25 protein-coding genes are annotated in these 22,474 nt (G+C 37.5%); 6 read left to right on the forward strand and 19 right to left on the reverse strand.

Going from position 1 to position 22,474, the window contains the following annotated elements:
• Position 1: 1 nt before the first annotated feature.
• The 10 genes from WCY03_RS10175 to WCY03_RS10220 form a co-directional block, all read right to left on the reverse strand.
• Positions 2 to 727, reverse strand: a complete 726-nt coding sequence (locus tag WCY03_RS10175; RefSeq protein WP_345992640.1) for an SDR family NAD(P)-dependent oxidoreductase — start codon at positions 725 to 727, stop codon at positions 2 to 4.
• The gene (locus WCY03_RS10180) at positions 728 to 1,987 is read right to left on the reverse strand and encodes a homoserine dehydrogenase (protein ID WP_345992642.1); all 1,260 of its coding nucleotides are present in this window, start codon (positions 1,985 to 1,987) and stop codon (positions 728 to 730) included. It abuts the gene before it with no gap.
• Entirely contained in the window at positions 1,987 to 3,210 is a 1,224-nt protein-coding gene (locus WCY03_RS10185) for an LL-diaminopimelate aminotransferase (RefSeq protein WP_345992644.1), read from the reverse strand. The genes WCY03_RS10180 and WCY03_RS10185 overlap by 1 nt, the downstream gene beginning before the upstream one ends.
• Positions 3,211 to 3,262: 52 nt before the next feature.
• Positions 3,263 to 4,105 carry a hypothetical protein gene (locus tag WCY03_RS10190; protein WP_345992646.1) on the reverse strand — a complete coding sequence of 281 codons (843 nt, stop codon included), beginning with the start codon at positions 4,103 to 4,105 and terminating at the stop codon, positions 3,263 to 3,265.
• Positions 4,099 to 4,887 (reverse strand): hypothetical protein, encoded by a 789-nt coding sequence (locus tag WCY03_RS10195; protein WP_345992648.1) that lies wholly within the window; start codon positions 4,885 to 4,887, stop codon positions 4,099 to 4,101. Before WCY03_RS10195 ends, WCY03_RS10190 begins: the two co-directional genes overlap by 7 nt.
• Positions 4,884 to 5,564, reverse strand: coding sequence for a 23S rRNA (guanosine(2251)-2'-O)-methyltransferase RlmB (gene rlmB, locus WCY03_RS10200; protein WP_345992650.1), 681 nt, complete (start codon positions 5,562 to 5,564; stop codon positions 4,884 to 4,886). The genes WCY03_RS10195 and rlmB overlap by 4 nt, the downstream gene beginning before the upstream one ends.
• Before the next feature lie 51 nt (positions 5,565 to 5,615).
• The gene (rsmI, locus tag WCY03_RS10205; RefSeq protein WP_345992652.1) at positions 5,616 to 6,452 is read right to left on the reverse strand and encodes a 16S rRNA (cytidine(1402)-2'-O)-methyltransferase; all 837 of its coding nucleotides are present in this window, start codon (positions 6,450 to 6,452) and stop codon (positions 5,616 to 5,618) included.
• A 15-nt stretch (positions 6,453 to 6,467) separates the two neighbouring features.
• A complete protein-coding gene (gene rpmE / locus WCY03_RS10210; RefSeq protein ID WP_345992655.1) occupies positions 6,468 to 6,668 on the reverse strand; it encodes a 50S ribosomal protein L31 in 201 nt (66 codons plus the stop codon).
• Positions 6,669 to 6,772: 104 nt separating this feature from the next.
• Entirely contained in the window at positions 6,773 to 7,450 is a 678-nt protein-coding gene (locus WCY03_RS10215; protein ID WP_345992656.1) for a 16S rRNA (uracil(1498)-N(3))-methyltransferase, read from the reverse strand.
• Complete coding sequence (locus WCY03_RS10220) at positions 7,441 to 7,845, reverse strand: hypothetical protein (protein WP_345992658.1); 405 nt, start codon at positions 7,843 to 7,845, stop codon at positions 7,441 to 7,443. Before WCY03_RS10220 ends, WCY03_RS10215 begins: the two co-directional genes overlap by 10 nt.
• Positions 7,846 to 7,892: 47 nt before the next feature.
• Between WCY03_RS10220 and glp the strand changes: the two genes are divergently transcribed.
• On the forward strand, positions 7,893 to 9,110 hold the full coding sequence (glp, locus tag WCY03_RS10225) for a gephyrin-like molybdotransferase Glp (protein WP_345992660.1): 1,218 nt from the start codon (positions 7,893 to 7,895) through the stop codon (positions 9,108 to 9,110).
• Here the strand turns inward: glp and WCY03_RS10230 are convergent.
• The 9 genes from WCY03_RS10230 to WCY03_RS10270 form a co-directional block, all read right to left on the reverse strand.
• Positions 9,107 to 9,688 carry a 6-carboxytetrahydropterin synthase gene (locus WCY03_RS10230; RefSeq protein WP_345992662.1) on the reverse strand — a complete coding sequence of 194 codons (582 nt, stop codon included), beginning with the start codon at positions 9,686 to 9,688 and terminating at the stop codon, positions 9,107 to 9,109. The genes glp and WCY03_RS10230 overlap by 4 nt on opposite strands.
• A 269-nt stretch (positions 9,689 to 9,957) precedes the next feature.
• Entirely contained in the window at positions 9,958 to 10,716 is a 759-nt protein-coding gene (locus tag WCY03_RS10235; RefSeq protein WP_345992664.1) for a 7-carboxy-7-deazaguanine synthase QueE, read from the reverse strand.
• Positions 10,716 to 11,681, reverse strand: coding sequence for a GTP 3',8-cyclase MoaA (moaA, locus tag WCY03_RS10240; protein WP_345992666.1), 966 nt, complete (start codon positions 11,679 to 11,681; stop codon positions 10,716 to 10,718). The genes WCY03_RS10235 and moaA overlap by 1 nt, the downstream gene beginning before the upstream one ends.
• 164 nt (positions 11,682 to 11,845) lie before the next feature.
• The gene (locus tag WCY03_RS10245) at positions 11,846 to 12,787 is read right to left on the reverse strand and encodes a c-type cytochrome (RefSeq protein WP_345992668.1); all 942 of its coding nucleotides are present in this window, start codon (positions 12,785 to 12,787) and stop codon (positions 11,846 to 11,848) included.
• 14 nt (positions 12,788 to 12,801) lie between these two features.
• The gene (locus WCY03_RS10250; protein WP_345992670.1) at positions 12,802 to 14,016 is read right to left on the reverse strand and encodes a cytochrome bc complex cytochrome b subunit; all 1,215 of its coding nucleotides are present in this window, start codon (positions 14,014 to 14,016) and stop codon (positions 12,802 to 12,804) included.
• Positions 14,017 to 14,028: 12 nt separating this feature from the next.
• The gene (gene petA / locus WCY03_RS10255; protein ID WP_345992672.1) at positions 14,029 to 14,556 is read right to left on the reverse strand and encodes a ubiquinol-cytochrome c reductase iron-sulfur subunit; all 528 of its coding nucleotides are present in this window, start codon (positions 14,554 to 14,556) and stop codon (positions 14,029 to 14,031) included.
• Between the two features lie 63 nt (positions 14,557 to 14,619).
• Positions 14,620 to 15,486, reverse strand: a complete 867-nt coding sequence (locus WCY03_RS10260; RefSeq protein WP_345992673.1) for a hypothetical protein — start codon at positions 15,484 to 15,486, stop codon at positions 14,620 to 14,622.
• A gap of 66 nt (positions 15,487 to 15,552) precedes the next feature.
• Positions 15,553 to 15,942 carry a thioredoxin family protein gene (locus WCY03_RS10265; protein ID WP_345992675.1) on the reverse strand — a complete coding sequence of 130 codons (390 nt, stop codon included), beginning with the start codon at positions 15,940 to 15,942 and terminating at the stop codon, positions 15,553 to 15,555.
• Between the two features lie 12 nt (positions 15,943 to 15,954).
• On the reverse strand, positions 15,955 to 16,161 hold the full coding sequence (locus tag WCY03_RS10270) for an SHOCT domain-containing protein (protein WP_345992677.1): 207 nt from the start codon (positions 16,159 to 16,161) through the stop codon (positions 15,955 to 15,957).
• Between the two features lie 74 nt (positions 16,162 to 16,235).
• Here WCY03_RS10270 and ung point away from each other — a divergent pair, with 74 nt between their 5' ends.
• The 5 genes from ung (at position 16,236) to WCY03_RS10295 (ending at position 22,465) form a co-directional block, all read left to right on the forward strand.
• Positions 16,236 to 16,883: a uracil-DNA glycosylase gene (ung, locus tag WCY03_RS10275; RefSeq protein ID WP_345994084.1), complete on the forward strand. Its 648-nt coding sequence runs from the start codon at positions 16,236 to 16,238 to the stop codon at positions 16,881 to 16,883.
• Between the two features lie 216 nt (positions 16,884 to 17,099).
• A complete protein-coding gene (locus tag WCY03_RS10280; RefSeq protein WP_345992679.1) occupies positions 17,100 to 18,140 on the forward strand; it encodes a hypothetical protein in 1,041 nt (346 codons plus the stop codon).
• Positions 18,137 to 19,669: a hypothetical protein gene (locus tag WCY03_RS10285; protein WP_345992681.1), complete on the forward strand. Its 1,533-nt coding sequence runs from the start codon at positions 18,137 to 18,139 to the stop codon at positions 19,667 to 19,669. Before WCY03_RS10280 ends, WCY03_RS10285 begins: the two co-directional genes overlap by 4 nt.
• On the forward strand, positions 19,669 to 21,393 hold the full coding sequence (locus tag WCY03_RS10290) for a hypothetical protein (RefSeq protein ID WP_345992683.1): 1,725 nt from the start codon (positions 19,669 to 19,671) through the stop codon (positions 21,391 to 21,393). The genes WCY03_RS10285 and WCY03_RS10290 overlap by 1 nt, the downstream gene beginning before the upstream one ends.
• A 31-nt stretch (positions 21,394 to 21,424) precedes the next feature.
• Positions 21,425 to 22,465 carry a DNA adenine methylase gene (locus tag WCY03_RS10295; RefSeq protein ID WP_345992685.1) on the forward strand — a complete coding sequence of 347 codons (1,041 nt, stop codon included), beginning with the start codon at positions 21,425 to 21,427 and terminating at the stop codon, positions 22,463 to 22,465.
• Positions 22,466 to 22,474 lie beyond the last annotated feature (9 nt).

Raw genomic sequence — 22,474 nt, forward strand, 5'->3', positions numbered from 1 at the left:
ATTATTTATATAGGGAGTTTACAATTCTTTCTCTTAAAAACTGTGGAAGCAGACCGAGAGTTTTTATGATTAAATAAAATCTAAGAGGAAAAGCGTAGATCCTTTTTCTCTTTTCTATCGCTTTTTCTATCCTTTTGCTTCCCTCTTCCAAACTCATCAAAAACGGCATAGAAAAATCATTCTTTTGCGTAAGCGGCGTATCTATAAATCCGGGCAGGATATTGACGACATTGATCCCATGCGGCTTATATTTATATCTTATCCCCTCTGCATACGCGTTGAGGGCTCTTTTTGAAGAGCTGTAAGCCACGGAGCTGGGCATCGTGATAAGCGAGGCAAGAGAGGAGATAAACACGATAGTACCGCTCTTTTTCTCTTTAAATTTCGGCAGAAGCGGTTCAAGGAGGGCATGATAAGAAAGAAGATTCGTATCGTAGAGTTTTTTAAAATCATCAAACGGGGTGATTTCAAGGGAGTGTCCTATAGAGATCCCGGCATTGAGTATGACCATATCGATCGAATCTATCTCTTTTATCCTTTTTTGCAAAAGCTCGAAATCACATATATCTATATCTATGATATCGGTTTTGCATGACAGGGAGCGTTGAAGGTCTTGAAGTCTGTTTTTATCTCTGGAGAGCAGGATAAGGTGGTTGCCATCTTTTGCGTAGCGGTGCGCCAGCGCAGCACCGATGCCGCTGCTTGCGCCTGTTATGAGTATCTTCACTTATACGATACGGATCATAACCGGTTTTGAGTTCACAAAATCAAGAACCTCTATGCTCTTGATCATGTTTTGTATATCTTTTTCGACGGCCATGTGTGTCGAGATAAGAAGATTCGCGCTTCCCTCACGCGATGGGCGCTGTAAAATCGTTTCGATAGATATCTCGTTGTTTGCAAAGATATTTGTCAGTTTTGCCAAAACTCCCGCTTTGTCAGAGACATTGATGCGAAGATAGTATTTGGATTCGATATCGCCGGCAGGCTTTAGCTTCAACCCTCTTTCCAGCGGTTTGTCAAACCCGAGCATCGGCTTGCTTTTTCCGCTTCTGGCGATATCTATGATATTTGCTATGACCGCGCTTGCAGTTGCGTCTCCGCCCGCACCCGGTCCGTAGTAAAGCGTTTCTCCGACTTTATCGCCTACGACGCTGATGCCGTTCATGACGCCGTCTATCTTGGCGATCATTTCGGTGTTGTCTATCAGCGCCGCATGCACACGGAGTTCGACTTCGTTATTGACACGCTTTGCGATACCAAGCAGTTTCACACTGTAGCCGAACTCTTTTGCAAATGCGATATCGTCTTGCGTGATCTCCTGAATCCCTTCGATAAGGATATCTTCGGGTTTTGCATCGATACCGTATGCGATACTGGCAAGAATGAGAAGTTTATGAGCCGCATCGAATCCACCGATATCAAAAGTAGGATCTGCTTCGGCATATCCCAGTTCCTGGGCTTCTTTAAGAATAACGTCAAAAGCCACGCCTTCATTTATCATCTTGGTCAGCATATAGTTACAAGTGCCGTTCATTATGCCCATGATTGATTTGATATGGTTCGCAGAAAGACCGTCGCGAAGAGCGTTAATGATAGGGATACCTCCTGCGACACTCGCTTCATATTCAAACGGAAGATCACCCGCCATATCCTGGAGTTCGTAACGATGGTACGCTAAAAGTGCTTTGTTTGCAGTGACCACTGCCTTACCGTTTTCTAAAGCGCGCTTTACCACTACAAATGCATCGTCAACGCCGCCCATCAATTCGACGACGATATCTATCTCCGGATCTTCCAATACATCACGGGCATTGTCTGTCAAAATGATATCAAGACCTCTGTGCTTGGCAAGATTCCTGACCACCCCGCTTTTTACTTTTATCTCGTCACCCGCACGCGCCGAGATGATCTCTTGATTGTCTTTTAAGATATTTACTACTGACGTTCCTACTGTTCCGACACCAATAATCCCTACTGTAATCACTATTTATCCTTAGATTCTTCAAACTGTTTTAAAAACACCTTGATATTTTTTGCGGCCTGACGGATACGCTTATCATTTTCGATCAGCGCAATACGGACATATCCCTCGCCGTATTCACCAAATCCGATCCCCGGAGCAACTGCCACGTGCGCTTCGCGAAGCAGTTTTTTCGAAAACTCCAAAGATCCCAGATCTATAGCACACTCCGGAATCTTTGCCCATACAAACATACTCGCCTGATTTCTTCTCATCGGCCATCCCGCTTTATTAAACGCATCAAGCAGGACATTTTGACGATGATCGTATTTATCGGTGATCTCTTTAACACACTGCTGATCGCCGTTTAAAGCGATAGTTGCGGCAACTTGTATAGGCGTAAACATACCGTAGTCAAGCCATGATTTTATTTTTTGAAGCGCTCCTATGAGTTTTTTGTTCCCTACAAAGAAACCTACACGCCATCCTGCCATATTATAGCTTTTAGAGAGCGTAAACGATTCGACGGCTACATCTTTTGCGCCCGGAACGCTCATAATAGACGGGGTAACGTAACCGTCAAACGTGATATCTCCGTAAGCGATATCTGAGATCACATAAAATCTCTCTTTTTTTGCCATATTGACCAGTCTTACGTAAAAATCCTGCGTGACCGTCGCAGTCGTCGGATTGTGCGGGAAATTTACAAGCACATATTTCGGTCTCGGAGAGTTCTCTTTAAAGACACGTTCGAGATCTTCGAAAAACTTGTCCTCATCGATCTTATAATCCTCATCGAACGAAAGACCGAACTTAACGACGTTTCCTCCCGCCAATATAAAAGCGTAGGAGTGGATCGGATAGGTCGGATCCGGAACGACGGCGACATCGCCGGGATTCGTAATAGCATACGCCAGATGAGCGTACCCCTCTTTGCTTCCCATCGTAGCGACACACTCTGTTTGAGGATCAAGATCGACGCCGTAACGGCGTTTATACCAGTCGGCTATCGCTTGAAGAAGTTTAGGGATGCCTTTTGACGTCGAATACCCATGCGTCTTTGTTTTTTTGGCAGATTCGATAAGTTTTTCTCTAATGTGCAAAGGAGTATCGCCGTCCGGATTTCCCATACTGAAATCGATGACGTCCGCGCCTGCGCGGCGCTCTTTCATTTTAAGTTCATTGACCTCCGCAAAAACATACTTCGGAAGTCTTTCCATTCTATCAAATTTTATTTCATCAAACATCGGTCTACCTGCCTAAATAAATTGTGGAATTTTAACATAAATATTCACGTATTTATCTAGAACCTATCGCTTCTATATTGAGGCCGTTTTTTATATTTTTGAGTGTGTAGAGATCGCTTATTTTGATATATACGGTATCTGCGGGGATATCTACGCTCAGTCTCGTCGTTTTACTGTCCGTTTTGTTAACCTTGAGGATACGCAGGGATCTGTCGTAAAACGAGATGTAAGGATACCAGCTGTTACCGTAGTTCGAACTTATCACTATCTTTTTTATCGCCGAAACGTCAAGCCATTTTTCATAAATGGAACGTTCCAGATTTATGATATCCGTGGATGTAAGCTTAAGGACATTGAGATGCGCATTTTTCATATCGATCTGATAACTCCATGAAGCCGGATTTTGCGTTGAGATATCGACAATATCGCATCCGCGCTTGTTCAGCTCTTTTCTGAATATCGTAGGGTCGATCGCATATTCGCTCGTGAGTTCTATGCTCCATACGAACTCCGAAGGGTTCATATGCGATTCTTTCGTTATATACCTGTAGTAGCCGATCGAACGGAGCGTATCTTCTAAAAGCTTTACAAAAAATATCGGTGAACCGTCTGTCGAAAAGTTCATCGTTATGGTTTGGGGTTTATTAAAAAAAAGGTTTAACAGTCCGTTGTCTTTTAGCGTTTGGACGACCTTTACGATATCGAGTCTGTTGTCGTTGTAGTAGGCACTTTTCGGCTCAAAGATAATATTTATGAAATCTTTGTTGGCGTTATAGGTCTTGCTGCCAAGTATCGATTCTATCTTGGTGTCAATAGAAAGCGTTTGGTTGTTATCCTGATTTGCAGCAAAAAGAGAGAAACACGCCAATAAAGTTACAAAAACAAACTTTACCAAGTATTCCCTTTGTTCAATTTTTTAAACTCTTTTTTTGTAAGTTCCGTCAGCTCGCCGTCTTCAAATTTGAAATATTTTTTATTCGCATCATGATACTCTTTAAGCTCTATACCCAGATCTATCTTTAGCATCCCGTGACCAAAGACCAGCAGATAGTTTTTTGAAGGGTCCAGTTCGAGATTGTTCTGAATAATGATCTGTTTCTTTTTAAAATCGCTCATATCTATATAACCGACCCACAGCGATCTTTTAGTCAGTATCTCAAGTCTTGTCGCCGCAAGACTCTCTTTCGTATCGTTTTTATCGGTCACGTTTTGATCATGGATCACACTGGTGTCCGCCGGTACGACCGTAACGTTTTTTTCCGTGGTGTTTAGGTCCAGATGTACTTTTGCGGATTCTATCTGAGAGTTGTTCAGCTCCAGATCTTCCGTGTTATCGTTTAATATGTTCGATATCAGAAAATATCCGACCGCAAGCATAGCTATCAGAATCAAAATAATCAGTTTTTTATCGGGTTTGCTCTTCTCTTTTTTATCTATCGTAGGTTCAAGCGGATCTTGTTCATCAGAGGTATGCTGCTGTTCATATTCATCCAAAAGTTCGCTCAGGTCCAGATGATATTCGCGTTCCAAGATAGAGATAAACCCGCGAAACTGGATCTTTGGAATCTTGTCAAATGATTTCGTGAGAATATACTCCACATTTTTACGAGCTATATGAGTCTTTTCATATATCTTCTGTGCACCTATTGCCTTTAACTTTTCAAAATCTTCATTCATACACGCATCCTATCCATCAAAATAGCTCCCGCAACACTAACATTTAAAGAATCAAATCCATTCTCCATTTTTATGGAGATCTTTTTATCGAGACGGCTTTCCGCTTTGGGAGGTATTCCCGCAGATTCGCTCCCGAGTATGATCGCACGTTTTTTAGAAGGCTTCACATCACGTATGTCTTCTCCGTCCATGACGGCGCCGTAGATCGTAAATCCTGATGTCTTCAGATCGTTTATGACATCATAGATATTTGAGACAAGAGCAAACGGCATATCCGATAAAGCCCCCGTAGAGCTTCTCATGACAGGTTCCATACTCAGCTGTTTAATCCCCGTGGCAATAACACCCTCAACGCCAAAAGCATAGGCGCTTCTTACAATTGCACCGATATTTCCGACATCGGTGATCGATGCCAAAACGACTACAAAATCTTTATCTAAAAAAGATTTCAAAGGCGTATACTCAAAATCCTCTATCTCGGCTAAAAAGCCTTGATGGTTCGAGCTTTTGCACATCTTGTCAGCGGCATCGGACGGAATGCGTTTGACCTCAAAACCGGACTTCATCAGTTTTGAGTAATCTTTCTTATCTATATCCTTTGCAAGGTACAGTTTGCTTACAAGGTGAGGATGATTTTGCAGTATATAATATACCGGCTGTTTCCCATAAATTAACATGGCGTACATTTTAGCCAAAAATTCTTAAAAAATCGGAATAATTATATTTTTTTAGTCAATGTTTGAGGAGGATTTCTGTAGTTCGAGCAGCCTGTTGTAACAGCTCTTTGGATTTTCACCCGTTATCTTGGCGATAAGTTTTGATGCCGTTTTGATCGGAATATCGAGTGCCAGTATATCATTTTGGCTTATATTTGAGCTTACCGCTTCGCCCGCCTCGACGATAACAACCCATTCGCCTTTGAAGTTGCCTTCAAGTTTTTTAAGCATATCGCCGGCCGTCCCTCTCATATATCTTTGAAACTTTTTCGTCAGCTCTTTTGCCAAAAATATCTCTCGTTGGGGCACCTCTTTAGCAAGTTCGTTCAAAAGTTTTTCCAGTCTGTGCGGAGATTCGTACAAGATGGTCGTATAGCCGTTATAAAGCGCTTTTTGCAAAGCTTTGTCGCGGTCTGCACCTTTATGCGGCAAAAAACCGAAAAATAAAAACGAAGTCTCGTTGAAACCGCTGGCAGCATAAGAGGTAAGAACCGCATTCGCACCGGGAAGCACATCGTATTCTATCTCATTTTCTATGCAGTAGCGAACCAACATGGCGCCGGGATCGCTGATACCGGGCATCCCTGCATCGCTTGCATAAACAACGTTTTTTTCAAAAAAATCGGGTGAGAGGTTTTGAACAAAACGGTGTTCATTGTGCGAATGAAGCGAAATAAAATCCTGCTTCTCTTTACAAGTAAGATTATAGCGTTCTTTGAGTATCTGGAGTAATTTTTTTGTAACGCGGGTGTCTTCGCAAAGAAGGGTATCGGCAGACCCAAGAGCCTCCATGGCTCTTAGGGTCATATCGCCGATGTTTCCAATCGGAGTTGGAACAAGAGTCAGCAAAAAAGTGACTCCTGATTAGTTCATATTGTAACGTTTTTTGAATTTATCAATACGTCCGGCAGTATCGACCATACGCTCTGAACCTGTAAAGAACGGGTGACATTCGTTACAGATATCTATAATCATTTCGCTTTTTTGGCTTTTTGTCACGAACGTGTTGCCGCATGAACATGTTACCGTACAATCTACTAGTACCGGGTGGATATCTTTTTTCATCAATTTTCCTTGTGATACACGTTTGCGTGCGTATATCTATATATTTTTTAAATCCGTATGGGGGCGGATTTTTGAAATCGGATTATACCTAAAAATAGATTTATTTACAATAACATCTTAGACGCGACGGCAACAACTGCCGTTTCGGAACGCAGAACCATCGGAGTGTCGAGCCTGTAGACTTTTTGTTTAGAAAGTATCTCTTTTTCATCTTTGGAAAAACCGCCTTCGCTTCCGATAAGTATAGTCTTGAACTTTTCGTCACCGCTCAAGACGGTATCGCAAAAATCAAAAACGGCGCTGTCGGGATATTTTGTGATAAACTCGCCGATGTTTTTGAGTGTCTCGAACTCCATAACATCCGTTCTTCCGCATTGTGAAGAGGAACTTTCCAAGATACGCTTGAAACGGCTGAAGTCGGGTTTGAAGTTTTTTTGAGAGCGGTCACAGTAGATAAAGCTTATCTTTTTTACGCCGAGTTCGTTTAGCATCGGCAATACTTTCTCGACGGATTTGGTATCGATGACGCACCAGCCTACATGTAGGATCTTTGATGCTTCGACCTTTTCTTCAGCCGATCCCAGAAGTCTTGCATGCAAAGCTCTTGGGTCTATCGATTCAATGACATAGGTATGCGCAACTGCAAGATCGCCGCCGGAACGAAACATCAGTCTGTCGCCTTCTTTATGGCGTCTTACCTTTACAAGGTACTTATAAAGTTCGCCTTTTATGCTGAGGCTTTCACGTCCTGCGTCATCATCGACTACGTATATCAAATCCACATCCAAACGGCTATGATCATGACGATGATAAGCTCCGCAGAGATTATTTTTTTCGCATAATCCCTGTACGCGGGTATGGCATGGGGAACATTTTTCAAATACTTCAGAGGTTTTACCCTTTTGACTTCCAAAACGATAAACGTGGTCCCGATGATTATCATAGCGATATTGGCCAAAGTGAAATGCAGATGTTTAGACGCCATCATAATGGTCCCGGTGAAAAGTATCGAAGCCAATACAATGGCAATAAGCGGCGTCATATATGCCATCTTCTTTCTATATGGAAGAAGTTCTTCGGCTTTAAAAAGCAACACAAAATTAAGCCCGATCAAAACTAAAAGCGAGATCACGCTATAGTTATGAAAAATTATACTTAGATTATACATGTAATTCATAAGCGAATTTTACTATAATATGTTTAAAAACAGAGGATGTTTACAAAATGGCCGTATCAGTTGAAGAAGCATTGAAACTTATCTATGACAACGTCATACCTAAAACTACCAAGATCTTACCGCTTGAATCCGCACTTAACCATGTGATAGCAGAAGACATCATAGCTACGCATAATCTCCCTCCTTACGACAACTCCGCAATGGACGGATATGCCGTGAATTGCGATATACAAGGCAAAACAGTGGAAGTATTGCATACGATCTTTGCAGGAGATAAGGATGAGTTTATCATAAACGGCGATACGGTCTACAAAATAATGACGGGCGCAAAGATCCCTGCCGGCTGCGAAGCTATCGTCCCTATAGAGGATGTCACAGTCGAGGGCAGCTGCGTGACGTTTAGCAAAAATATAAAGCATGGCGCACATATAAGGCTCGCGGGAGAAGATATAGAGATAGATGACAAGATCATCTCAAAATCGACATATCTAAACGCACACCATATAACGCTTCTGGCATCTCAGGGTATCTCGCATGTCAATGTCTACGACAAGCCGCGTATCGCGCTTTTTGCTTCTGGAAGCGAGCTGAAGATGCACTGGCAAAAACTTGAAGAGCATCAGCTCTACAATACAAACACGCCTACATTTCTAGCGCGCGCCATGGAACTCGGATGTGATGCACAGTTTATCGGAACCGCAAAAGACTCTCTGGAGAACATACGCGAAATGATACAAGCGGCACTTGACTTCGATCTTATCATAACTTCGGGAGGCGTAAGTGTCGGAGACGCGGATTTTACAAAAGAGGCATTTTCCTATTTTGGTTTTGAGACCATTTTTGAAAAAGTGAACATAAAACCGGGGAAACCGACTACTTTTGGACGGATCGGCGATACATTCATACTCAATCTTCCGGGAAATCCGCTTGCAGCTACTCTTAATTTCGAACTTTTTGCAAAAGCCGCCATTTTGGCGATGAGCGGAAACGAAGCAAAATATATCAATGCGATCGAAACGAAGATGAAAGATGATTACAAATTAAAACCGGGGAAAAGAACTCTGCTGCCGGGATATTTCGACGGTTCGGATTTTACCCCGAACGAAAAGTTCGCGCCGGGGATGGTCTCGCCGATGTCGACCGCAAACGGATTTATCATGGTCGATGAGAGCATAAGCGAATTGCAATCGGGATCAAGCGTAAAATTCATCCCCACGAGATTTCAGTTCACAAGCAACCAGATCAAAGACCTGGTTACCCGCTAAACGCTTTTTGGATTTGTCAGAGTTTTTTTGCTTTTTATCTTTTCAAAAAGATCGGGATCGGCAAACCCTTCTTTTACTGCATCGCTGAATATGATGTCATTGAGATCTATGTCGCCCATGCTGTTTGAATAGGCATCATCTTCAAAACACTGTGCATATCCGGTATCGGTCTCATGTACGATGATACTGTAAAGTTTTACCTCTTTTTCACCGTTCACTTTGCGGGTAAGCGCCAAAAGAGCATCCACCATGACAAATATGACGCGGCTGAACTGCTCGGCCGAAGGCGATACGGGAAGCTCTATCCATCTTGCGGAATGTTTTTTCATATCTGCCAGATACTCTTTGGAATCACCGCTCCACAAAGTGATGGCATGATCGAAGCTCTCTACAAGAGACTTCATGTTCTGCTTCATCAAACCAAAATCATAAACCATCTGTCCGTTATCCAAAAAATTCGACTCAAACAGAACTTCGACCTTGTAAGAATGTCCATGAATGGAACTTCTGCATCTGATAGAGCTGCATCCTCTGACGATATGCGCATTTTCAAATTTAAAAAGTTTTCTTATTATCATATTTAGAACCTTTCTCCAAAATCTTAGTATAGGTAAATAGCACATAAAAAGAGCACTTGCTTCGTTAAAATTCTTTGACTTAGTTTACTAAGTCTTCAAAATTTTGCCTTGCGATCATCTTTTTATGTGCTACCTTTCAGGCAGAGTGGTTTTTGTCTCACTCTGCGTTAGTTTTTTTTACCTTAACGTTAGCTAGGGCTTCAAAAAACTGCCTTGATTGAACCAAAAATCATCTCTGTTTACCCCTGCTAAGATTTTTGAGATAGGTTCTACACTCCATGATTTTGGTCCCATATGCGGATATGCAATCTATCCGAATAAGTATAGCCTTTTGTCTTGCAAAACTCTATAAGGGGCTCCGAGTTTTTCTCTATCTCTTTTTTGCTGCCGCCAAGAGGCATACAGTAGACCTGCAAAAACGGCGCATATGAGATGATCTCGTCGATCTCGTCGTCAAGCCCGAGGTCTATGGATGCTTCATCTATGGAAAACTTGAAAAATGCCTCTTTTGCGTTTTGCGCGTAGGAGAAGATCGCATCGGGTTTTACACGCTTTGAAAAGCTCTCATGAGAGTTCGAAAGCTTTACTGACAAAGCATAAACACACTCCTTGTAAACCGGATACTTTTCAAAATCGATGTTTATCGTCGCATTCGTCTCGAAAGTCACGCGAAAACCGTTTTCTCTCAAGTATTTTATAAACTCCAAAAAGATCTCATCGTTATAGTTTAAAAGCGGTTCTCCGCCTGTTAGAACGACATCCACATTATCCGGAAGCTCATACATATCCATTATGTGTAAAAGCTGCTCTGTCTTGGTTATGGGTATCCATTTTGAAGAGAAATACTCTTTATTGACCGCATAAACGGTATCGCATCCCAGCACTTCCACTCCCTCATGCGAAGTCTGTACGCAGCCGAATCCTTCACAGCGCATATTGCAGCCGCCGAATCTAAAAAAAAGCGACGGTACTCCCGTGTAGCGTCCTTCGCCCTGTATGGAGTAAAAATGTTCTACCAGATACAGCATCAGCCGCCGGTCTCATAAAAAGCACGGGTGGAGACTTCATCGTCCGATTCGCTCCAGCGGTTCTTTTCCGGTTTTGTACGTACCACCTCTTTTAAGACAAGAGCAGCACCTTTTATATCTTTGCGCTGAATAGCCTCTTTTATGCTCATTGCCTCATCGAAGTACAGACACGGTATGAGCTGCCCTTCGGCGGTCAGGCGGATACGGTTGCACTTCTTGCAAAAATCGTCCTCATAAGGTTCTATGATACCGAATCTGTATCCGTCTTGCATCTTGAAGTAATGCGAAGGAGAGTGTCCGTCGAACCCTTCGTCCGTAAAGTCGTAATGTTCTTTTAGCAGTGAAAGAAGCTCGGGGCTTTTCATCCCTTTGATATCTGCTGAAGCATGGGAGTTTTGCATATACTCTATAAAGCGTATGCTCATACCGCGCTCTTTACAGTATTGCAGCACGTCTACTATCTCCTGAGCGTTTACGCCTTTCATAGGCACCATATTGACTTTTACCTTCAGTCCGACCTTTAAAGCCTCCTCGACTCCGGCAAGTACGTTTGCAAGTACATCTTTTCCTGCTATGCGCTGTGCCACTTCGGGTTTTAAAGAATCGATAGAGACGTTGAGGCGTTTTAATCCTGCGTCTTTAAGTCTTTGTGCGACGCCTTTTAAAAGATACCCGTTGGTTGTCATCGCCAGATCTATATCGCTCTTGTAGTCGTATATCATCTTGATGAACTTGTCCAGGTCTTCTCTAAGCAGAGGTTCGCCTCCGGTTATGCGAATCTTCTTTACGCCCTCATCGATCGCTATCTTTAAAAACTCGAACAGCTCTTCAAATGAAAGCAGGCTCTCTTTTGGAACCCAGGAAAAAGGTTTCTCCGGCATACAGTATTGACATCTGAAATTGCATCTCTCCGTTACCGATACCCGGATATAATCCACTACTCTCTCATAACTGTCTTTTAACAAATAGGTCCTTTGTCTTTATAAGTAAAAGATTATATCAATATGATGTTTGTAAATAGTTGATGTTTTATGAAATAGGATTGTTTTTAATAATGAATATAGAAAATGTAACAGGAAAGAAAATCGAGAAGTGTGCAGCTAAAGGGGTTATCCCTTTAGCTGACGAATTAGTGTAGGTCTCTCCACACTGAACGTTTCCATAGATATGCAAAGATAGCAAAAATGATTAAGAAGAACATAACATTTTTACCGACTTCTGCACGCTCTACGCGTTTTGTATCACCACTGTCAGCTAAATGTTCGATAACTTTTTCAGCTGCTTCTGCAGTAACACCGACACGAGGCATCGCCGTACCTTCAAGCAAGTTTTGCGGATCTTCGACAAACGTACTTAGGTAGTGCTCACCGCGTGAACGGATATACATAGATAGATCCGGAGGAAGTTTACCCATATATTTTGTTAGAGCATCTTGATAAGTAAGAACTTGGATATCGAAAGCCAACTCATCTTTTTTATGTTTGAACTTAGGTTTTTCACCGATTTGTGTCCATTTTTCATACTTCATAGCATGACAACGTCCACAAGCCGTTTCAAATGCCATTTTAGGAGTAAGCTCCTCTTTTTTCACTGCGATAGACTGTAGATAAGCTACCATATCGGCTACTTCTTGGTCTATATCTCCGCCTGCACCGTAAAACTGTGCCATCGGGTGAACTTTTCCTGTAGACTCATTGTATTTATGCTCCAGCATTAAAGCGTGAGCAGGATTTTTAATAAGTGCTGCCAAGAATTTAGGATCGTAAATGACACCCGCATTACTTAAGTCAGGTGTATCAACACCGTAAGTTTGTGCAGTCGCTACAGGATCCATAGGAGCAGGAACGCTTGCAACTTTAATAGAGTGACAACCAGTACATGCGCCGGCACCCATAACTAAATCTTTACCACGTGCCGCATCACCTGTTTTTGTAAGTGCAGGCAGATCCGCGTATACGAATTTTTCGCTCTCTACATGCTTATGCATCTTTGAGTGTGCAAAAGGTTCGACCAGGTAATATGTAACAAGCGTAAAGACTGTAACTATTGCTAATATAAATAATTCTTTCATTTTTCTCTTTCTCCTTACGCTTTTTTCTCTAGTTTAGTGATAATCGGAAGGACTATCCATAAACCGATAAACGTCAACGCGGCAAAGAATCCTACTGTACCGTACGGTTCGATCGGAGGTACTTTACCCATTGCCGTCAATACAATCATGTCTATAAGCATAGCCCAGAACCAAACAGCGAATAATCCGCGGCGGTTTGCAGGAACAGCATTCGGACTTTTGTCTAGGAACGGAAGCAAGAAGAAGATAACTTGCGCAAAACCGAATGCCATTAGACCGACATTTGTAGAGAACGGACGAAGGATCTCATAAGACCATAGGAAATACCACTCAGGATAGATGTGAGTCGGTGTTTTAAGACCGTCAGCAGGGTCGAAGTTGACCGGATCCATCGCAAAATCATAATGATAGAACACAAGGTAGAAGAAAAAGATCAGGAATATTGAAACAACAAACATATCTTTACTCATAAAGTCGTTAGCAAACGCAATAACTTTAGAACCTGCTTTATTTCCGCTTTTATATTTTTTAGCTTCAGCTTCGAAATCGATCTCTTCACCGTCTTGGTTGTTTACGTGAGGAATACGAAGTGTTCCGAAGTGTAAACCGATAAGTCCGATGATCGCCAAAGGAAGAAGAAGTACATGCAGCATAAAGAAACGATCAAGGAATGCTTGCGCAGGAACGTAGTCACCGCGGATCCATTCAACTAAACCGTTTGCGTGCAATCCACCAAGGCTGAAGATATTTGTAATAACCATACCTGCCCAGTAGCTCATTTGTCCCCATGGAAGCATATAGCCACTGAAAGCTTCAGCAGAGAATGTTACAAATAAAAGCATACCTGAGATCCAGATCATCTCACGCCCTTTTTTATACGAACCGTAATAGATACCCGTAAACATGTGGATATATATAACCAAGAATACTACCGATGCAGCTACACCGTGAATATGTCTCCATAACCATCCAAACTCAACCTCACGCATAATAGTGTAGTTAACACTGTCAAATGCCGTATGGATGTTTGGTTGATAATACATCAATAAAAAGATTCCCGAAACCAATAATAGAGCAAAAGTAATAGCCAATACCATACCCATTGCCCATAAAAAGTTAATATTTTTTGGAATCCAATACTCAGTTGCCATAACACGACGAACGGTATCAATGCCAAGACGCTGATTTACCCAATCGTGAACACTTGTAGCTTTTGTAAAATGTGCCATCTATTTTTCTCCTTAAACTCTCAGCGTAGTGCCGTTTTCTACCATTTTTTTGTATTCCGGTCCCTCTTCACCTAAAACCAACTTGTTACCGTCGATTTTAAAAGGAGGAATATCAAGACCACGCGGAGGTGGAGCTTTTGTTACCATACCAGTTGCATCGTACATACCCCCATGACATGCACATAAGAAGCTTTCTTTTTTGTTATCATATCCTGGAATACATCCAAGGTGAGTACAAAGACCTATACAAACCACGTAGTGGCTTCCGTTGATAACGATGTTACGAGCTTTATCAGCTTCATTTTGTTTTGCTACCATCTCTGCCGATTGTTTCAAGACAAAGATAGGTTTCCCCCTCCACTTTTCAACTACAAGTTCATTCTCTTTATATACAGACATATCAAGAGTCGTGAAACCTGCAGAACGTACGCTTGGAAGTGGATCCCAAGTTTTTTTCATAGCATAAAGGGAAGCAACAGCTCCGACACCCGTAACGGCGCCGAAAGCTTTACCCATAAACCCTCTTCTTCCATTTTTCATAGTATTTTCCTCATTACTTTGTAGAATCGTAGGCTTTATGTTATATCAACAACTCTTAAAAATCTATAAATACAACTTATCTTTAAGATAATTTACAACTTTGTTACAATTTTGTTGTAATTTATTATATTTTTGTGATGAAACCATGGACAAAACGGTATCAAATTCGGCTCTATTAAAATCGTTAATTATTGGTATTTTTAGTGTTTCGAACAGTTTTACAAAATCTTTGTTATAGTCTTTTCTCTGCATGTAGACGGGCTTTCCGCCGCTTGCAAGACTTTCCAAAACGGCTTGAGGAGATGAAGTAACCAATATTTTTGTCGACGTAATAAACGTGTCGTATTCTTCAAACTCAAAAGTGCTGTCAAATCTGCCCGTTAACATCTCTTCATAATCCAAAAAATAATAAAATCCACTCAAAAAAGCGACATTCAATCCGTCAAAAAACTTAAGGTTCTTTTCTATATCTTTTTCATAATCATCATCACCGAAAAAAAATCCCAACTCGATGTTTTTTTCAAACTCGCCGAAATATTTGTCATCTACGACAACGGATGTACATGTACGATCATCTTCATAATACGGCGATATTAAAAACTCGTTGTTCATACGTTTGTCATCGGGATCGTCGCTCACTCGGATAAAAGTCGAAAAATAGGAGCGCATATCTTCAAGCATCAAGGGATTTGCTTCTGCGCTGTCAAAGATGATCTTGTCTCCTTTATGCGCTATGTTTACGATGTTTCTTACCATATCTATGCCGACACTGTTTTTTATACCGAAGTGTCTGGCTTCATGCGCTATGCGGAAATCCGAACAAAGAAGAGTCATCTCGTCATCGTCCAAAGCGTTTAAGATCGCAGCTGCGCGCCTAAATCTGTCAAGCCCTACCCTGTGCCCAGTATCTACATAATAAAATTTTCTCACCTGTTACTCACTTCTTTACTATAATAATGGGGTGATTATAACTACTGTAGGCTTTACATTGGATTTCTACTCTCTTTTGAGTTTCTCCAAGAGTTCTTTTTTTGTAAAATGTCCTGATAACGAAGGTGTCAAAAATGTCTCGTCTTTTCCCGATACGAAAAAAAGTGCAGGAAACTGCTGCGTATAAAACATCTCGATGGGATAACTGTTCTCATCTTCATAAAAAGCGATAGCAGCCACATACTTTTCGTTTATCTCGTCTTGAACCCTTTTTTTATTGAAAATGTCGACAAAAACCGTCTTGCATCTTGGAGAGTCTTTTTTTAGCAGCAAGAGCAGTATGTCTTTGTTTTGCTCTTTTGCTTTTGCCAATGCACTATCATAACTGCTCTGCCACTGGATATGTCCGCCAAAAGCAAATGCGGCAAACAGCATCAGACTTAAAAAGATTTTCATATATTCCCTTTTTTAACGTAAATTCTCTTTTTTTCTTTTATATTCTTCTTCGTCTATTTCTCCGTTCGCATATCTTTTATCCAAGATATCCTTAGCGGAAGGCTCATCATTTTTAGAGCTGTTGTTCATAAAATAAACCACACCCACGATCGCCAAAATAAAAATCAGCCAGCCAAATCCCATCATAAACCCCCATCCACTCATCATATATCCGTTCATGAGTTTTTCCTGTAGTTTTTATTTCTGCAAACATTATACTATTTCTTTGTGAGGTGTTTGTGATACAATACCGCATGGATTGGAAAACACTTATTGAAAATGAGCGTCACAAAGAGTATTTCAAAAAGCTCAAAGCTATCATCGATGAAAAATATGAAACGACGACCGTCTACCCGCCAAAAGAAAAAATTTTCAACGCATTTAGCAAAACAAAATATGAAGAGCTCAAAGTAGTCATCCTCGGGCAAGACCCGTACCACGGAGCGGGACAGGCGCAGGGGCTTTGCTTCTCCACACCCGCAAACATTCAAAACCCGCCCTCGATGCAAAACATACTTAAAGAGATAGCTGCCGACACAGGCAAACAGCCTCAGGCAATTGACGGCGACCTTACCCCGTGGGCAACGCAGGGAGTTTTGCTTTTAAACACTACTTTAACGGTCGAAGCAGGTAAACCAAAATCGCACTTTGGTTTAGGATGGGAGATCTTCACCGACACCGTCATAAAACATATCTCCGATAATTTTGAGGGAATCATCTTTTTGCTCTGGGGCTCACCTGCCATAGCCAAGTCAAACCTCATCGACAAGAACAAACATTTCATCCTCACCGCCCCGCACCCAAGCCCCCTTTCGGCATACCGAGGATTTTTCGGCTGTAAACACTTTAGTAAAACAAATGAGATACTAAAAAAAGAGGGTAAAAAAGAGATAGTATGGTAGTTTTGAGGGAAATTCTTGCAATATCGTAAACTCAATAATGAAACTTTAATTAAAATTAAATCATAATTATTATTTCATTTAATAATTTACTACTAAAGAAAATATTAAAATATTGGCAAGTTAACTACTGGGATAAAGAGAATGATACAATTTATAGAAAGTCTTCATAGGCCTGCTAATACAAGATTAAAATCTTGTGTTCACTTATGTAAGTTTATGAAAAATGAAAAGTATGATAAACAAACATTTAGAGCAGAGTTCTTTCTATATATTTTAAATGAACTTAATCATTCATATGAAAACAATTTAACAAAAGACACATTTGGGATAACAAGTAAGGAATCTTTAGGGGTTATCAATAATTTATTTCAGAACAAAACAAAAAAAGAAAAAATTAGTTTTTTAACTACTTTCAACCTTGCAAAAAAAGATAAAACAGATGAAGAAAAAAAAATTTTCTCACTATTTAAAACTGTAGGATATTATATAAAATTATCCGCAATATTTGATTTAATTTATAAAGACAGTTTAACAGATTTAGGTTTGGAGTTGGCTTCCTACCCATCTAAAAAAGATTTTACTAATTTAAGTTCAAAACAAAAATCCTTCTTCTTTAATCGAATAATTGAAAAAGATTTACTATTCATATTGCCTTTGATATTTTGGCGAACCATATTAATAAAACATCCAAAAATAGTTAGTGGTTATGGTGATAAAGCCAAGTATGAAAACTCTATAAAGTTTATATCAGAAGCATTGTCACATAAAAAGTTTGTATATACTGCAATTAGTTGGAACAACTACATTGTTGTTAGAAATCAGTGGCTAAAAGACATAGACTGTATAGGTTCAAATGGTAATATAAAACCTTCATTTAAATTAAAATTACTTGATACAGAAGAAAGTAAAAACTATTATAATCAAGTCGCATTACAAGCTAAACAATATATTAAAACAAAAGTAACACCTTTAGAAAAATATTTAGAAAGTTTAAAAACTATCAATAAAACATATAAACAATTAGTTAAAGAACAGGATAGAAAAAATTACGCTTTTATAAACTTATACGACATCGCACAAGAAGCAAAGTTTTCATATAATAAAATGCAAGATTTTTTGAATCATCTAGTATTAGATAAAGAAAACTGGCAAAGAGTAAAATTAAATAACGTAATTGGTGGAGCTGATTCTAGAAAAAGGTTTTTTATTAGACGAAAGCCTATATTAAATATTAAAATTTTAGAGGATTTAAAATGATACAATTAGAAAATTTATGGGAAGATTTAGTTCTTAGTAAATCAAACTTAAAAAGACTTGTAAAAGCTTATAATGCTGGGTTGGTACCCGAACTTCCTTACTTCATTGTAGGCCAAACTCATTTAAAAAATGCAGTAACAAAAAGATTAGAAAAACTTGATGAACAAAATTTTGATAGATTGATTTTGACTAGTAATTATGGGAATGGAAAAACAAACCTTTTAAAATATTTAAAACTATATTTTAAAAATAACTCTAATATCAAGAATTTTGATATTCATTTCGAATATATAACAGCAGATATAGATCTAGTGAATATCTCTTCAATGCTTTTAGATGTATTAAATAATAGACATTATGAACAACTTATAGAAGCTATTCAAAATTTTGATGAAAATGAAGTTGATGAATTATATGAAGATTTTGAAGATATTCCACAATACATTAAACAATTGTTTCAAAATAAAAATAATGACAAAAAACTAGATGAATTAGTTCAAATGGGTACAGGACACTTATATTACAAATCTTATTTCCATAATTATAAAATAAAACCTTTCACTGAACATGCAATGACTCAAATACTCGCCCTATTTTTAAATTTACTTTATGAAAATAATAAATTATTTATTTTTGCAATTGACGAAATTGAAAAATTATATGATAAATCCAAAACTAGGTTAAGAAATTTTTTGACCTCTTATAGAGAATTAATTGATATATCAAATAAGGTAAATGGCCATTTATTACTAACTGCTATGACAGCTGGAGATCAACAAGCAAGAGAGATCTTAGATGAAAATCCAGCATTTAGATCTAGGATAGATAAAGACAGAATAGAGATTAGTCCAATAAATGAAGATGACATAGAAGAGCTAGTAAATAAAATTATTTCTTTGCTTGAAAACAATAATATTTCTGTAAATACGACATCTGCCAAAGTTGTATCTAGAGTTAAAAGTGCTCGTCAATCAGGATTAATAGAAGAAACTAATAGAGCATTACTACAAGAGATTATGGAAATTTTACAGAATAATGAAGATTATGAATCAATAGAAAATATTATTGATCAATTTGCATTAAAAGAGTATGTTAAAGAAAAAGAATCTCAATTAGAACTTGAGGATTTATTTAAAAGTATATATGTAAATATTTTCACTCCATTAACAACTTTTATCACATCTACATACGATAATATAGAAGTAAATAAACAGAATAGAAGATTACTCACTTCAAATAAAGACATATACTTCTTCTTTAAAAACACATCATTAGAAAATCAAATTATAAATTGTAAAAAATCGATTCAAAATGGCAAAGAAATCACTTTATTAATACCAAATCAAATGGACTTCTCAATAGAGGAAAACTTTGGCGATGATGATCAAACAACTGATAAAATTGACTTAGTAAGATATAATCCTAAACAGCTATTTACATTATTAGAACTCTATTTAGATTCCGATTACTTTGAGCAAGAAGACGAAGTTCTAAAAGCCTTAATGAAGTTCTTTGACGGAGTATTATAATGTTTAAATCTAATGAACAATATGCTTGCTATGAAATTATTATTAAAGATGATTTAGAAGAAAAAATACATGAATTTAACCATTTGTTAATGACAGCTATTAATTTAATGCCCTGCCTACCTAAAGGAAGAATAAAAAAGAAACTCAAGACATTTCTAAATGTCTCTGATGAAGAATTATTATTAGAAAAACTAGATAATAAAATAAAACTTATTTTAAAAGAAAGCTTATTTGAAAAAATTGAAAGTATATTGCACACTACTAGTAAGTGTGAAGTGATTATTCCAGATAAAAAAGTATTTGTGATGAGTAACATGAAAAATGATTTGGACAAAAAAATTATTAGGAAGATAAATCATAAAATACTAAGTGAATTATTTGAAAGTTCATATGCGAAATTAGATCTCGATAATAAAGATTTAGAAACAATTATTCAGAAGTTTGCAGATACCCAGAAAATTGTTGATGAAATCAACTTCCATAAAATAAGTTATGTAGATTTTGTAGGTATTCAACTTGAAGATATTAATAAAGAGTTGGACTTTGAAAATGTCAATAGTATTAATATAAAATATTTTGAAAACTATGTGCATATTAAAAAGTGCTATGTGAATTTTGAAAGAATAGAAGAAATCAGGTTGGACTACCTTAATAAATGTGATTTAGACTATATAATAATAGGAGATTTTATATTTCCATTTAAGTATGAAAAATTTAGATCGTATATCAAGCAAGAAAAACAAGCTCATTATGATTTTCAATATATAAAAATAAATCTTGACCATACAACAGCTGATGAAAGACATATTGGTAATTTAAAACGAAAGACTATAAAGGAAGCCTTTTTAAAATATTTTAGAAAAGATGGGAATAATACTGCAAAAATATTAGCAAGTTTAGAAAATAACTTTTATATAAAAAATACAGAAAAAGAAGAAGATTTTTTTGAAAAATCATATTTAATCAAAAAAAATATACCAAAAGATGACCATTCACTGGCTAGTTTAAAACATTTTCAATTTATTGTACCTTATTTTGATAAAGATAAAAATAAAGCTTTTTTTGGAATTTATAATGATAATAAGAGTAGAAATCATGAAGATCAATCTCAAAGAGGCTTAAGTAGTTGGATTAATAAAAATGGTGTAACATGCAATTATAGTAACAATAAAGACAGTAGAGATGAAGTTTGTGAGGTTATGACATTAGAACCTAAATATAGTTTTTATTATCAACAACACTTTTTTGAAGATTTATTAGATGAGCTTTTTAAAGAAATGAAAGGTTCATCAAAAATTACAGATATACTTTACAGTGTGAAACTTAATGAAAAAGAATTTGACTTTATACTACTCACAGATGACAATAAGATTTTTGTAGTAGAAGCAAAAACCAAACTAACAGGATATTACATAGAAAGACAACTTAAAAAATTTAATGATTTACACAAAATTTCTTCAAAATATGAATCTGATTCAACTAAAACTTTACTTGATGAGTATATAATTATTGGCTTTAATAGTGATGAAACTTGCAAAGATAAATTTAACTTTTTTATTGAAAAATACCCTATAAATGGGAATGCCTTACAAGAGCATGACAAAGCGTATAGTTTTAAAGTACCCATTTCAGGGCAAAAAGACAAAGAACTTTATTGTATAGCTGATATTTATTATGATAATTTGAAAAGTAAAATTGAAGAAAGCTTAAAAGCAAGCTCTTGATCACTCAAATTTTATTCAAGTGAGACAGAGATTGAAAAAATTACCAGTCACAAGATATTATGGTTCAAAAAGAAAAATCATTTTAGATATATGGAACTTAATAGAACAAGAGAAAATTCAATTTGATTCTGTACTTGACCTCTTTGGTGGAACTGGTACTTTTGCATATAAAGCAAAACTTGAAGGTAAACAAGTTATTTATAATGATATTTTTAAGTTTAATTACTTATTCGGCAAAGCTTTACTTCAAAACAACACTACTAAGTTAACACAAAAAGATGTTAACTTTTTAATAACAAAACAACACGGTATTGATTACAAATATTATGTAAAGGAACATTATAAAGATATCTATTTTTTAGATCATGAAAATGAACTTATTGATATAATCGTGCAAAATATTTCTCATTTAAAAAGCCCTTATAAAAGAGCCATGGCATTTTATGCATTATCTCAAACAGCAATTATTAAAAGACCTTTTAATAGCTTTCACCGTAAAAATCTTTCTTTAAGAACTCGGGATGTTAAAAGGAAATTTGGGAATAAAACTACTTGGGAAAAAGATCTTGTCAATACCTTTAAAGTTTTTTGTAAAGATATAAATCAATATATTATATCAAATGGTTTAAAGAATAAAGCATTAAATTACCAAGCTTTAAAATGTCAAGAAACAGCTGATCTTATTTATATTGATCCTCCATATATAAGCGAAAGAGGTTATCATTTAAGATATCATGAACGTTATCATTTTTTGGAAGCTTTAGCCCATTATGATAGTTTCCTTGATTTTATTAATCCTAATAAAAAAAATAAAGAAGTTTTGATAAATAACTCAGATGAATTTGAAAATAAGCATACAATACATACACAAATAGATAAACTTATCAAAAAGTATCATGATAAAGTCATTGTTTTTTCATATCGAAATTTAGGTATCCCTTCTGCAACAGAATTACGAAAAATTTTTGAAAAAAACAACAAGAGCTGTAAAGAGTATCACTTACATAATCATTTTTATGCGCTAAACCGTTCTAATGATAAGTTACATGAAATAGTTTTTATTTTGCAATAAAAACTATTT

The sequence above is a fragment of the Sulfurimonas sp. HSL-1716 genome, from assembly GCF_039645975.1.
GTDB classification, from domain to species: Bacteria; Campylobacterota; Campylobacteria; order Campylobacterales; family Sulfurimonadaceae; genus Hydrocurvibacter; species Hydrocurvibacter sulfurireducens.

Excerpts from the sequence above, each read along its gene's own strand:
- WCY03_RS10185 (WP_345992644.1), bottom strand. The coding sequence starts at position 3,210 with ATGTTTGATGAAATAAAATTTGATAGAATGGAAAGACTTCCGAAGTAT.
- WCY03_RS10195 (WP_345992648.1), bottom strand. The coding sequence starts at position 4,887 with ATGAATGAAGATTTTGAAAAGTTAAAGGCAATAGGTGCACAGAAGATA.
- rlmB (WP_345992650.1), bottom strand. The coding sequence starts at position 5,564 with ATGTTAATTTATGGGAAACAGCCGGTATATTATATACTGCAAAATCAT.
- rpmE (WP_345992655.1), bottom strand. The coding sequence starts at position 6,668 with ATGAAAAAAGATATCCACCCGGTACTAGTAGATTGTACGGTAACATGT.
- WCY03_RS10220 (WP_345992658.1), bottom strand. The coding sequence starts at position 7,845 with ATGAATTACATGTATAATCTAAGTATAATTTTTCATAACTATAGCGTG.
- glp (WP_345992660.1), top strand. The coding sequence starts at position 7,893 with ATGGCCGTATCAGTTGAAGAAGCATTGAAACTTATCTATGACAACGTC.
- WCY03_RS10230 (WP_345992662.1), bottom strand. The coding sequence starts at position 9,688 with ATGATAATAAGAAAACTTTTTAAATTTGAAAATGCGCATATCGTCAGA.
- WCY03_RS10235 (WP_345992664.1), bottom strand. The coding sequence starts at position 10,716 with ATGCTGTATCTGGTAGAACATTTTTACTCCATACAGGGCGAAGGACGC.
- WCY03_RS10245 (WP_345992668.1), bottom strand. The coding sequence starts at position 12,787 with ATGAAAGAATTATTTATATTAGCAATAGTTACAGTCTTTACGCTTGTT.
- WCY03_RS10250 (WP_345992670.1), bottom strand. The coding sequence starts at position 14,016 with ATGGCACATTTTACAAAAGCTACAAGTGTTCACGATTGGGTAAATCAG.
- petA (WP_345992672.1), bottom strand. The coding sequence starts at position 14,556 with ATGAAAAATGGAAGAAGAGGGTTTATGGGTAAAGCTTTCGGCGCCGTT.
- WCY03_RS10265 (WP_345992675.1), bottom strand. The coding sequence starts at position 15,942 with ATGAAAATCTTTTTAAGTCTGATGCTGTTTGCCGCATTTGCTTTTGGC.
- WCY03_RS10270 (WP_345992677.1), bottom strand. The coding sequence starts at position 16,161 with ATGAACGGATATATGATGAGTGGATGGGGGTTTATGATGGGATTTGGC.
- ung (WP_345994084.1), top strand. The coding sequence starts at position 16,236 with ATGGATTGGAAAACACTTATTGAAAATGAGCGTCACAAAGAGTATTTC.
- WCY03_RS10280 (WP_345992679.1), top strand. The coding sequence starts at position 17,100 with ATGAAAAATGAAAAGTATGATAAACAAACATTTAGAGCAGAGTTCTTT.
- WCY03_RS10285 (WP_345992681.1), top strand. The coding sequence starts at position 18,137 with ATGATACAATTAGAAAATTTATGGGAAGATTTAGTTCTTAGTAAATCA.
- WCY03_RS10290 (WP_345992683.1), top strand. The coding sequence starts at position 19,669 with ATGTTTAAATCTAATGAACAATATGCTTGCTATGAAATTATTATTAAA.